Origin of the sequence: Thalassobacter sp. 16PALIMAR09, from assembly GCF_000765485.1 — a bacterium.
In the GTDB taxonomy this organism is placed as follows: domain Bacteria; phylum Pseudomonadota; class Alphaproteobacteria; order Rhodobacterales; family Rhodobacteraceae; genus Thalassobacter; species Thalassobacter stenotrophicus.
The window spans coordinates 41,787-53,717 of record NZ_JHAK01000001.1 but is presented as its reverse complement, the minus strand read 5'-3'; the positions used below and the strand labels follow the sequence as shown (position 1 = coordinate 53,717).

The 11,931-nt window shown below is 60.9% G+C and carries 12 protein-coding genes and 1 tRNA gene; 10 read left to right on the top strand and 3 right to left on the bottom strand.

Features of this window, described 5'->3' with window-relative positions; translation table 11 throughout:
- The first annotated feature begins 30 nt into the window (after positions 1-30).
- Positions 31-107, top strand: a tRNA-Pro gene (locus tag PM04_RS00260).
- Between the two features lie 61 nt (positions 108-168).
- Positions 169-1,236, top strand: coding sequence for a 2'-deoxycytidine 5'-triphosphate deaminase (locus PM04_RS00255; RefSeq protein ID WP_038002528.1), 1,068 nt, complete (start codon positions 169-171; stop codon positions 1,234-1,236).
- Positions 1,237-1,329: 93 nt separating this feature from the next.
- Here PM04_RS00255 and PM04_RS00250 read toward each other — a convergent pair whose 3' ends face one another.
- Complete coding sequence (locus tag PM04_RS00250) at positions 1,330-2,097, bottom strand: DUF3445 domain-containing protein (RefSeq protein WP_052068280.1); 768 nt, start codon at positions 2,095-2,097, stop codon at positions 1,330-1,332.
- A gap of 86 nt (positions 2,098-2,183) precedes the next feature.
- Here PM04_RS00250 and dddP point away from each other — a divergent pair, with 86 nt between their 5' ends.
- Positions 2,184-3,509, top strand: a complete 1,326-nt coding sequence (dddP, locus tag PM04_RS00245; RefSeq protein ID WP_038002526.1) for a dimethylsulfonioproprionate lyase DddP — start codon at positions 2,184-2,186, stop codon at positions 3,507-3,509.
- An 85-nt stretch (positions 3,510-3,594) separates the two neighbouring features.
- Entirely contained in the window at positions 3,595-4,452 is an 858-nt protein-coding gene (locus tag PM04_RS00240; protein WP_152593981.1) for a hypothetical protein, read from the top strand.
- Positions 4,453-4,460: 8 nt separating this feature from the next.
- Here the strand turns inward: PM04_RS00240 and PM04_RS17275 are convergent, their stop codons facing one another.
- On the bottom strand, positions 4,461-5,339 hold the full coding sequence (locus tag PM04_RS17275; protein WP_052068281.1) for an endonuclease/exonuclease/phosphatase family protein: 879 nt from the start codon (positions 5,337-5,339) through the stop codon (positions 4,461-4,463).
- Positions 5,340-5,475: 136 nt separating this feature from the next.
- Here PM04_RS17275 and PM04_RS00230 point away from each other — a divergent pair, with 136 nt between their 5' ends.
- Positions 5,476-6,723, top strand: a complete 1,248-nt coding sequence (locus PM04_RS00230; protein ID WP_038002522.1) for a bifunctional alpha/beta hydrolase/OsmC family protein — start codon at positions 5,476-5,478, stop codon at positions 6,721-6,723.
- Positions 6,724-7,028: 305 nt separating this feature from the next.
- On the opposite strand, the gene PM04_RS00225 is transcribed toward PM04_RS00230, so the two are convergent.
- Positions 7,029-7,445 carry a DUF6314 family protein gene (locus PM04_RS00225; RefSeq protein ID WP_038002520.1) on the bottom strand — a complete coding sequence of 139 codons (417 nt, stop codon included), beginning with the start codon at positions 7,443-7,445 and terminating at the stop codon, positions 7,029-7,031.
- Between the two features lie 114 nt (positions 7,446-7,559).
- Between PM04_RS00225 and purB the strand changes: the two genes are divergently transcribed.
- The 5 genes from purB to PM04_RS00205 all read left to right on the top strand — a co-directional run bounded on the left by purB (position 7,560) and on the right by PM04_RS00205 (position 11,890).
- The gene (purB, locus tag PM04_RS00220; RefSeq protein ID WP_038002517.1) at positions 7,560-8,861 is read left to right on the top strand and encodes an adenylosuccinate lyase; all 1,302 of its coding nucleotides are present in this window, start codon (positions 7,560-7,562) and stop codon (positions 8,859-8,861) included.
- A 74-nt stretch (positions 8,862-8,935) separates the two neighbouring features.
- On the top strand, positions 8,936-9,100 hold the full coding sequence (locus PM04_RS17845; RefSeq protein WP_116903986.1) for a chitin-binding domain-containing protein: 165 nt from the start codon (positions 8,936-8,938) through the stop codon (positions 9,098-9,100).
- A 127-nt stretch (positions 9,101-9,227) separates the two neighbouring features.
- Positions 9,228-10,121, top strand: coding sequence for an N-acetyl-gamma-glutamyl-phosphate reductase (gene argC, locus PM04_RS00215; RefSeq protein ID WP_038002515.1), 894 nt, complete (start codon positions 9,228-9,230; stop codon positions 10,119-10,121).
- 65 nt (positions 10,122-10,186) lie between these two features.
- Complete coding sequence (locus tag PM04_RS00210; protein ID WP_038002513.1) at positions 10,187-10,720, top strand: tetratricopeptide repeat protein; 534 nt, start codon at positions 10,187-10,189, stop codon at positions 10,718-10,720.
- 183 nt (positions 10,721-10,903) lie between these two features.
- Positions 10,904-11,890 carry a flagellar motor switch protein FliG gene (locus tag PM04_RS00205; RefSeq protein ID WP_233486439.1) on the top strand — a complete coding sequence of 329 codons (987 nt, stop codon included), beginning with the start codon at positions 10,904-10,906 and terminating at the stop codon, positions 11,888-11,890.
- Positions 11,891-11,931 lie beyond the last annotated feature (41 nt).

The window sequence follows — 11,931 nt, the reverse complement described above, 5'->3', positions numbered from 1 at the left end:
CGAAAAAATACCTTATACGGACCGCATAGTCGGGCTATGGCGCAGCCTGGTAGCGCGTCCGTCTGGGGGACGGAAGGTCGCAGGTTCGAGTCCTGCTAGCCCGACCACCGACTGCAAAGCCGCAGGCCATTTGGCACTGCGGCTTTTGCTGTTCATAGGGGTAAGAAAATGACACACGGGGTTCTCCCTTCTCAGGCCCTAGAGGCGATGTTGGACCGCGGTGAAATCGCCGTGACCGCACCACTGGTCGACGGTCAGGTGCAGCCTGCCTCGCTCGATCTGCGCCTTGGCACGGTAGCCTACCGCGTCCGCGCCTCGTTTCTTGCGGGTGCTGGTACGCCGGTGGCAGACCGCCTCGCAGATTTTGAGATGCACCGCATGTCGCTTGACGGTGGCGCGGTCCTAGAAAAGGGCTGCGTCTATCTTGTGCCCCTGATGGAAAGCCTCGCCCTCCCCGCCGGGATCACAGCTGTGGCGAACGCAAAGTCCTCCACGGGACGGCTCGATCTCCTGACCCGTGTCATCACCGATGGCGGCACCGAATTCGACCGCATCCCCGAAGGCTACGCCGGCCCTCTCTACGCCGAAATCTGCCCCCGCTCGTTCAGCGTTTTGGTCCGGCCCGGCATGCGCCTCAACCAAATCCGCTTCCGCCAAGGCGAGGCAGTCCTGTCCGACAGTGCGATGGCCGCCCTGCACACTCAAACCCCACTGGTGGATGGCACACCGCTCATCTCCGAAGGTTTGGGCTTCTCCGTCGATCTCAAACCCAGCGAAGGCGATCTGGTCGGCTACCGCGCCAAACCGCACACCGGCGTGATCGATCTCGACAACATTGGCCACTACACGCCGCGCGACTACTGGGAAGAAGTCCGCACATCCGATGGCCGCATCATCCTGGACCCCGGCGCGTTCTACATCCTCGTCAGCCGCGAAGCCGTCACGATTCCCCCCCAATACGCCGCCGAAATGGCGCCCTATCTGGCTATGGTTGGCGAATTCCGGGTCCATTACGCGGGCTTCTTCGACCCCGGATTTGGCCACGGCGTCCCGGCCCGCGGCGTTCTTGAGGTTCGCTGCCACGAAGCCCCCTTCGTCCTCGAACATGGCCAAGTGGTTGGGCGTTTGGTCTATGAAGGCATGACTGAGGTCCCAAATGTCCTCTACGGTGCAGATATGAAAAGCAATTATCAGGGCCAAGGCCTCAAGCTGTCCAAACACTTCGCCGCCCCCTAGGCCACGCACTCCGCCTCCTTTGTTCCCTAAATACTCCCCAGAGCGCGAGAGAGGATCTCTCGCTTTGGCGATGCCGTCAGGCGGCGCAAAACCTCACGCCTGATGAAACGGGCAACTCGCCTGCTGCTTGGACGTTAACCGATCAAACGGCAGCACATAGGTATGCACCAAAAACACCAGCGCATCCGTCTGAGGCAGGCGCAAAATCGTCTGACGCTCGGCCCGTAAATAGCGCGGCGTTCCCTTGGGCGGGATTCGTGGCGCGGTCTCGGAATGAGGCTGATACAGCTCTGCATCGTGATACATCAGCGCATTCGCCCGCCACAGCGGTTGGCCCACGCGGACGCGGTCGAACATGCGTTCAACCCTTGCCGCAACGGGCGCGTAGCTGGGCACGGGGCGGTGTATCGCGTCCAATGGCTGCATAAATTTCTCGGCCAAGGTCCACGCCGCCGGAAAGCACAACAAAGCCCCCGTCAAAACGAACGCACCCTCGCGCTTTTGTAGCACCACGACATCCTCTTGGATCAACCCGCCCAAGCTCTCTAGCGGCGCGTCGCACGTGGGCACGACAACCCGTCCATCGGGACAGCGCACAGCATCGCCCTGCCGCTCAAACCCAGCGGGCAATGCCCCCAGAACCACCTCCAACGCTTCACGCGCAGCGGGTTCTGCGGCCGGATCAAGGGCCAAAACTTGCGATCTGCGTGCCTTTATCAACCGCGCTTTGTGGGCCATTTGTGCGGCGTATGCCTCATCCACAATCAGCCAATCCCCCTCAACCGGGCGCATCCCCGGCAGCCGCGCAAGCGCGGGGTCAGACCACCGGGTAAAGGGCAGATGTTCCTGCAAAATGTCCATTTGCGCCCTCTTGGCCGATGAATCGTGTCGCTTATGCCGCAGAAGGCGCCGAAATGCACGGCACACTCATGGATAAGGAGGCCCCCATGAACCAGCATTATCGCACCACCCGCAAGATTGACCCCAGCAAAGGCACCCACCTTTTAGACGGGACACCAAACGACAACGACCGGATGGAGATTGGGCCTACCAAGCTGGCCTATGATGAATGGGAAGCCGCCGATCTGATCCTGCCCGATTTGGCCGCCATGCGCGCCTATCGCCACCGCCGGCTCGTCGATGCTGTCGTGGCCCGGGATTTGGGCGGTGTGTTGATGTTCGACCCGCTCAACATCCGCTATGCCACCGACAGCACCAACATGCAGCTGTGGAACACGCACAACCCGTTCCGCGCGGTGTTGGTCTGTGCCGATGGCTATATGGTCATCTGGGACTACAAGAATGCCAAGTTCCTAAGTGCCTTCAACCCCTTGGTCCAAGAACAACGCTCTGGCGCGGATCTGTTCTACTTTGGGCGTGGCGACAAAATCGACATCGCCGCTGACACCTTTAGCAATGAGGTCCGCACCCTGATCGAAGCCCACGGCGGCGGCAACATGCGGCTGGCCGCGGACAAGCCGATGGTGCACGGCCTGCGTGCACTTGAAGCGCAGGGGTTTGAGGTCACGGACGGCGAAGAGTTGACCGAAAAAGCCCGGTCCATCAAAGGTCCGGATGAGATTTTGGCCATGCGCTGTGCCTCTCATGCCTGCGAGGCCGCGTGCTATGAAATGGAAAAGGCCTGCGCGCCGGGCCTGAGCGAGGACGAAGTCTGGGCCGTGCTGCACGCCGAAAACATCAAACGCGGCGGTGAATGGATCGAAACGCGGCTTTTGTCCTCTGGCCCACGCACCAACCCTTGGTTCCAAGAATGCGGCCCGCGCATCATTCAAAACAATGAAATCGTGGCCTTTGATACCGATCTCGTGGGGTCCTACGGGATTTGCGTGGATATTTCGCGCACGTGGTGGGTGGGCGACGCTGACCCTCGCCCCGACATGATTGAAGCCATGCGCCACGGGGTCGAGCACATCCAAACCAACATGGAGATGCTCAAACCCGGCGTGCCCCTGCGCGATCTGACGTTCAATGCACACAAGCTCAAGCCAGAGTATCAGGAGTTGAAGTACGGCTGCATCATGCACGGCGTAGGCCTGTGTGATGAATGGCCTCTGATCCGCTATCCCGATCACCACGTTGAGGGGGCGTTTGATGGCCACCTAGAGGCCGGGATGGTCCTGTGTGTTGAGGCGTTAATTTCCCCAAAAGGCGGTGATTTCTCTATCAAGCTAGAGGATCAGGTCCTGATCACCGAAGATGGGTACGAAAACCTGACCAAATACCCCTTCGACCCCCGCTTGATGGGGCACTAGCCCCCCGGAAGGGGATTGTTAATGCGGGCCTGCTAGGCTGTCGTGATCCGTGCGGTGCACGGGCTTCGATCGATAGGCAGGCCCCTTGAGTTTTCATCCCCATGACCCCGTGATCTCGGTGCAATCCCCGCAAAGGGGCAGCTATCCGATGACTGTGCGCACGATCTGCGTGGCTCCGGGGCAAATGCTCCGCGAGGGGGAGCGTGTTGCCGAACTGCTTGAACCCTCGGGCAGGTGGGTCTGTTTGATCGCGACTGAGGCTGCGGGCCAGATCAAGGCCGTGCGTGTCCGGGTTGGCGATGAGTTAACTGGCCCGACGGAGCTTGCCTCGATCTTTGTGGCAAGACGGCCCAATCCTGCGGATGCGCCCTTAACCGGGGCCGTGCGCCGCATAGCGCTTGAGGCACTAGAGGCCGAGGTCGCCCACGCACCGCCGCGCCTCCCGATCACCCCGATCCGCCTGCTTGGGCGCGCCGGGGATGGCCCGTCCCATCCGGTGGGTCCCGAGGGACTGGCGCAGCAGTTTCTTCAACATAAACTGCTGATTGCGGGGTGTATATTGTCGATTATTCTCGCGTTCGGGGTGGTCAGTACTGGCACCGTACAACCCCGCCTTGATCCGCCAGAAGTTTCAATGGATCAGCTGTGGTCCGAAATGCGGGCCGCCCGCATCGCCGCTGCAGAGGCGGAAAATGCCCGGGTGGGCGATGACCTTTCGACCCGCGCCGCCGATCAAAAGCGCGCCTTGGCGCTGGCCCGTGACGGACCACCTGGCAACGCAGCTTGCGCAGGTTTCTTCGTCGGTAGGCAACTGCCCGGCTGGCATGTCACGCGCGGCATGCGGCGCGTCACCTATCTGGATCCGGATCGCGGTGTCGGCGCGTTCATTTGGACCAAATCACTGGTGTCGGGCACATTTTCCTGCGCGCATGAGCGGGAGTGATCGCCCCCTCACCACAGGTCCGCCACCAGCGGGACATGGTCCGATCCGGAATCGGGCGCGCGGCGGACCTTTGCATCCATCGTGGTGAACACGTGGTCAATCTGGATCGGATACCGCCACCATTCCGGCCCGCTGGGCAAACGAAACGTGGGCACCCAAGGCCCCATCCGCGTCACCCCCGCCGCGCGCGCCAAACGACGCAGACGGTGCGTGCCCGCCACCATATTGAAATCGCCAGCCATGACGATCTCACCCTCCAGCTTGGCCAAAGCGGTCTCCATGTAGTCCACCTGTGCAGGATCGTTGAACGGATAGGGCCATTTAGCATGGACCGAGACGACCCACACCGGCCCGCCCGGCGTCTCGACCTGCAGGGCGACCAAGCCCATGGGGTACAGGCACAGGGGCTTGGTATCCGTCGCGGGCAACCGGCTCAGGACCATCACGGCGCCCACAGCGCCGTATCGGCAAAACGCCTGATGCGGATAATCGGCGCGCAATTCCTCCAACAAGGAACGCTTGTTTTGGGACACTTCCTGAAACGTGATGACATCGGGCGACAGGGCCGCGATATTGGCCAGCGTCAGGCTGTGATCGCTTTGTGCGAAAAACAAATTGTTCTGGTACAGACGAAAACTGGGGGCCCCTTGCGCCTGCACCTGAAGCCCGGGCAGGCCCACGCCCCACGTCATCGCCGTGACGCCAAAACCGACCGTGCCAAGCATCGCCACGATGGCCGCCCCGCGCCGCCGGATCGGCCACGCAAGGCCCGCACATATCAGGGTTGCGGCCAGCCAAATGGGACGGAAGGTCGCCAGCGAGTCGCCCAAATCATGCACCGCCCCCAGCCACGACGCCCCCCAAACGACAGTAAAAAACCACGCCATTCTGTAGCATATGTCACGGAACATGGGTCGAAACCTCGCCTCAAGTCACGGCTGCGTGATCGCGGCCCGCCTACGCTTGAGCCCGCCTGCCCGCGCGCCCATTGTCAGTCTCAACCCTAATGATCGGACCTGTTCCATGCCAAGCCGCAAACTGACATTCACCGGACATGATGGCGCGCAACTTGCCGCACGTCTGGATTTGCCCGAGGGGCCGCACCTTGCGACGGCGCTGTTTGCGCATTGTTTTACGTGTTCCAAGGATATCCCCGCCGCGCGCCGGATTTCGGGACGGTTGGCAGCCATGGGGATCGCGGTGTTGCGGTTTGATTTCACCGGGCTTGGCCACTCGGAGGGAGAGTTCGCCAACACCTCCTTCACCTCAAACGTGGATGATATTGTAGCCGCCGCCGCGCATCTCAAATCCGAAGGGTTCGCGCCCAGCCTGCTGATCGGCCACTCACTTGGCGGTGCGGCGGTTTTGCGCGCCGCGGGGGCCATCGCCTCGGCCAAGGCCGTGGTGACCATTGGCGCGCCCTCAGACCCGGGCCACGTCACACATAATTTCGCCGACGCCCTGCCCCGCATCAAAGCGGATGGCAAAGCCCCCGTGATGCTGGGCGGCCGCCCGGTTGTGATCGGCCAAGGGTTTGTGGAGGACGTGAGTGCGGCAGCCCTTACCCCGGCGATTGGCGCACTAAACCGCGCGCTCTTGGTGCTGCACGCGCCGCGCGACGAAACCGTCGGCATCGAGAACGCCACGGCGATTTTTGCCGCCGCCAAACACCCCAAAAGCTTTGTCACGCTGGATAACGCAGACCACCTGATCACCCGCCCGGCGGATGCGGAATACGTGGCCGACGTAATCGCTGCATGGGCGGGACGGTATCTGGACCTGCGCGCGCCAGCCCCCCCCATCGGCGCGCCCGAAGGCGTGACCCGCGTGTCAGAAGCGGATGCGAACGGCTTTTTGCAAGACGTCACATCCGGCAATGCGCATCACGCGCTGGCGGATGAACCCGTGGCCTATGGCGGCACGAACAAAGGCATGTCGCCCTATCAATTCCTTGCGGCGGGCCTTGGCGCCTGTACGTCGATGACCGTGCGGATGTACGCCCGACGCAAGGGCTGGCCGCTGAGCCACATCAGCGTGGACGTCACCCACGACCGGATGCATGCGCAGGATGCAGGCACCCCGAATGAGCGGATTGATCGGTTCACCCGCGTGATCACGCTGGCAGGTGATTTGTCAGATGATCAGCACAAACGCCTAGTTGAGATTGCAGATAAATGCCCTGTTCACAAAACTTTAGAGGCAGGTGCTAAAGTAAAAACCGTGCTGCGCGTTGCGGAAAATGAAGCTGCACCGGCGCCCCAAGACGCTTGACCAGCGGCGACCGTTAGCGGCCCATAAGGCGTTAATAATTTGCGACAGATCAAGGTGCGCGCCAGCCTTTTACAATAATCTGTGCCCACGAATGGAGGGCACAGAATGCACACCCTTGAACGCTTGATCCTATCCCCGCGCCTCGCCGCCGATGTTGCGGCCCGGCTCAGGACAGCACAAACCAAATCACCACCCCCCAGGAACGTCCAACATCTTCGTGCAGAGGTGTGTGAGGTTGAAAGCGGCCTGACCATGGTCTTTCTACCACCCGCCCTCAGCGGCGAAGACAATCGCTCAGCCAGACCTCAAGCCCGGCTATAGCGGCTCGTCATCGTGTAGGATTTGCGGGGCCCCTGAACCCGCCACGTCACCACAAACTCGGGCCACATGGTAAAATCGTAGTGGACGCGGTAATCATCCGGATCACACCAATGGTCCGTGTCGCCGCCCTGTGCGGGCACGGTGTGAAAATAGCGGCCATCATCGAACCAAACGCTCAGGTCCGGTTTCCACAGATACCGCCGGGTCGCGGCCATCGGGGTTTGCCCAACGATCGTCAGGGTGCCCTCCTCGACATAGGCCAAGCCGTCGGCGTGCGGCGCCCAAGTTGCGGTCCCGATGAACTGTCCCGGCGGCATCCCGTCCTGCGAAATAACCCGGCTCAGCGTCCAAACACCTGCAAAATCGTCCAATGTGCGCGCTTTGCCATCCGTTTTCGTCATCAAAGCCCGTTACAGGCGCGGCATATTTCACCGCAGCCCGTCCCCGTGTTGCACATCACCCGAGCGGACCCTAAGAGAAACGCCAAGCCGCAGCAACGCAAGAGATGAGAGCCGATGATCCCCCGTTATTCCCGCCCCGACATGGTCGCCATCTGGTCCCCCGAGACGAAATTCCGCATCTGGTTTGAGATCGAGGCGCACGCCTGCGACGCGATGGCCGATCTGGGCGTGATCCCACGCGAAAACGCGCAGGCGGTTTGGAAGGCAAAAGATGTCGAGTTCGACGTCGCGCGCATCGATGAAATCGAAGCTGTGACCAAGCATGACGTTATCGCCTTTCTGACCCACTTGGCCGAACATGTGGGCAGCGATGAGGCCCGTTTTGTCCACCAAGGCATGACATCCTCGGACGTGTTGGACACCTGTTTCAACGTACAGCTCGTACGCGCTGCGGACATTCTGATTGCAGACATGGATGGCTTGCTGGCCGCCCTAAAGCGCCGCGCAATTGAGCATAAAGACACCCTGCGCGTCGGTCGCAGCCACGGCATCCACGCCGAACCCACAACCATGGGCCTGACGTTTGCGCGGTTCTACGCCGAGATGGACCGCAACCTTGCGCGTCTGAAAACCGCCCGCGCCGAGATCGCGACCGGGGCCGTCTCTGGCGCCATCGGCACCTTTGCCAACGTAGACCCCCGCGTAGAAGAGCATGTGTGTGCACAGCTTGGTCTCTCGCCTGAGCCGATCAGCACCCAAGTTATCCCGCGCGACCGTCACGCCGCGTTCTTTGCCGCCCTTGGTGTCGTCGCCTCCTCGATCGAGAACGTCGCCACCGAAATCCGCCACATGCAGCGGACCGAAGTCCTTGAGGGCGCTGAGTTTTTCTCGATGGGGCAAAAAGGCTCCAGCGCGATGCCGCACAAGAAAAACCCCGTTCTGACCGAGAACCTGACCGGTCTTGCGCGTATGGTCCGCTCCGCCGTCGTCCCCGCCATGGAGAACGTGGCCCTCTGGCATGAGCGTGATATCTCGCACTCCTCGGTTGAGCGGAACATTGGCCCAGACGCCACTATTACGCTTGATTTCGCGCTGCACCGCCTGACCGGCGTGATCGACAAAATGCTGATTTTCCCTGACAACATGCTCGATAACATGAACAAATTTCCGGGTTTGGTCATGTCTCAGCGGGTTCTTCTTGCCCTGACGCAGGCCGGTGTCAGCCGCGAAGACGCCTATTCCATGGTGCAACGCAACGCGCTCAAGGTCTGGGAACACCGCACAGATTTCCGTGAGGAACTGCTGGCCGACCCAGAGGTATGCGCAGCCCTATCCGTTGAGGAAATCAACGAAAAATTCGATATGGGCTATCACACCAAGCACGTGGACACGATTTTTAAACGTGTGTTCGGATAAGCTGCGCGCAAATCTGGTGACAAATGAGGGAAATCTGTTAGCTTCCTTAGCGTAAACCGCAACAGGAGACGACAATGAAGACGTGGAAGACCCTCTCTATCGCCGCCATCCTGGCAGCCGCGCCGAGCCTTGCGCTCGCGTATGAATGCAACAGTGCCAAGCAGGCCGCGATGTCCTGTGCCACCGGGACTGTTTGGGATGCTGCAAGCCGAAGCTGCGTGACCGCAATCAACAGCTGATCCCGCACCAAATACTCGCATCAAAGCGCGCGCTGGGGGACCGGCGCGCGCTTTTCGTTTGTGTGGCGGGTAAAATTGACCTAAGCCCCCCACGCCCATTACGGGCCAAGAACCGAAGGACCGAACCATGACGGCAAAAGTATTCATCGACGGCGAAGCTGGCACAACGGGGCTGCAAATCCGCGAACGTCTTGAGGCGCGCGACGACATCACACTGATCTCGGTGGATGCTGCTGAACGCAAATCGCCCGAAGCCCGCGCAGCTGCATTTGCCGCCGCGGATGTGGGTATTTTGTGCCTGCCCGACGCCGCCGCAATTGAGGCGGTTGCCTTGGCCGGGGATTGCCGGATCATCGACGCCTCAACCGCGCACCGGATCGCGGACGGTTGGACCTATGGCATGCCCGAATTGCCCGGCGCGCAAGCGGCCATTGCAGCCTCTGACCGGGTGGCGAACGTCGGCTGCTATGCCACGGGTTCCATTGCTCTTTTGCGCCCCTTACGTGATGCAGACGCCCTGCCCGCAGACTACGTCGCCACCCTGACCGGGGTATCAGGCTACACCGGCGGCGGCAAAGCGTTGATCGCGGAATATGAGGCCGGCACAGCCCCCGACCACTTCCTCTATGCCACGGGTCAAAACCACAAACACGTGCCCGAAATCATGGAATACGGTCGCCTTTCGCAGACACCATTTTTCCAACCCGCCGTTGGCAATTATGCCCAAGGGATGATTGTTCAGCTGCACCTGTCCGGCGCAGAGGTCTCTGCGGCGCAGCTGGCTGAAATTTATAATGCTTTCTATGCCAACGCTCCTTTTGTGGATGTTGTTGACGCCCCTGATCGGCTCTCAGCGACGGCGCTGAATGGGACCAACCGGATGGAGATTTCGGTCCTGGGCAACGGTGCGGACCGCATCACGGTTTCGGCCACGTTGGACAATCTGGGTAAGGGCGCCAGCGGCACGGCGGTGCAGAACCTCAACCTGATGATCGGTGCGCCGGAAACCGCCGGACTGTAACAAACGGGTTGTTTCAGGCGCGCGCGCCCTATGTTTTGGGATACACACCCAAAGGAGCGCGTACCATGAAAACCCTCGTTGCCCTGACCATGACGGCCATTTTGAGCCTGCCCATGACCGCTTTTGCGGCAGGATCGGGCGTGCCGGCCGCGACCAATCCAAACAAGGATTGCAAAGCGGGTGAGGTGTTTGACACCAAAACCAAGACCTGCATCGCCAGTCAAAGCGGCAGCCTTTTGGATGAGGATCGGCTGAACGCGGCGCGCTATTTCGCCTACGCCGGCGATTATGACGCGGCAAACAAGGCGCTCGCGGCGTTGAACATGCCGGGCACCGCCGACGCGCTCACGCTTCGTGGGTTTGTCGCGCGCAAGATGGGCGATTTTGATACCGGAATGACCTATTACACGGCCGCACTAGAGCAAGATCCAAACCATTGGCAGGCCCGCAGCTACATGGGCCAAGGCTTTGTTGAGGCCGGAAATTCCGACGCCGCGCGGGCGCAACTGACCCTGATCCGCACGACAGGCGGACGCGGCACATGGGCTGAGGTGTCTCTGCGCCAAGCCATCGCACGCGGGGCGGGCTACAGTTACTAGGGCATGGAAAACTGCGTCACATTCGATGCAGTTTGGCTTGGGTTAGGGCCCTTGTGTTGACCAAACCTTAACCTTGGCGCGCCAATATCCCCTCAGACACTCATGAGGGCAAACTTGGTGGTACCAGCGCAATCTCCCAACCCCCGGCGGCAACAAATCGCGCCGCGCCCCGGCGCACCCGCTATGACGCCCCAACAAAAGGCCGCTGTGATTGTGCGCCTGCTGCTGGCCGAAGGCGTCGACCCCGGCCTCAACAAGTTGCAAGATAACCAACAAGAAGTGCTTGCCCGCGAAATGGCAGACATGCGCTATATCACCAAGGATACGCTGCGCTGGATCGTCAGTGAATTTGCGTCCGAGCTGGACAGTGTGGGGCTGCACTTCCCCCCCGGATTGTCTGGTGCGCTGTCGGTTCTGGATGGCTTCATTTCACCCAACACGGCGGACGTTCTGCGCGACGAATCCGGTGCGGAAATCTCGGGCAACCCGTGGGAACGGCTCGCAGGGCTTGAGGTCGCCAAACTTCGCCCAATCGTCGAACAAGAAAGCATTGAGATTTGCGCCGTGCTTTTGTCAAAACTATCCGTGCCCAAAGCGGCAGAGTTATTGGCGGAAATCCCGCCCGAACGCGGCCGTCGGATCGCCTATGCCGTATCCCTCACAGGTGAGATTGACCCCGAAACCGTCGCGCGTATCGGCCTTGCCCTTGGTCGTCAGCTGGATGCACAACCCGGTGAAGCCTTCCGCGATGGCCCGGTTGAGCGTGTTGGCGCGATCCTCAACGCCTCCCCCGCTGCGACCCGCGACGCGGTCCTTGACGGGCTTGACCAAGAGGATGCGGTGTTCGCACAAAAGGTCCGCAAGGCGATCTTTACGTTCCAAAATATCCCCGCACGGATCGCCGGGCGCGATATTCCCAAAGTCGCGCGCGCCGTCGACCAAGAGGTGTTGATCGTGGCTTTGGGCCACGGCAAAGCCACTGCGCCAGATGCGGTCACATATATCCTCGGGGCGATGTCCCAAAGGCTATCTGCCCAGCTAGAAGACGAGATCAACGAAAAGGGCGCGATCAAGCCGGCTGAGGGTGAGGCCGCCATGCAAGAAATCGTCACCGCTATCCGCGAAATGGAAACCTCCGGGGAGATCTTGCTACTGTCAGAGGACGAATAACAAAAGGACCACAAGACAACCGAACCACGCGCCCTAAGTGT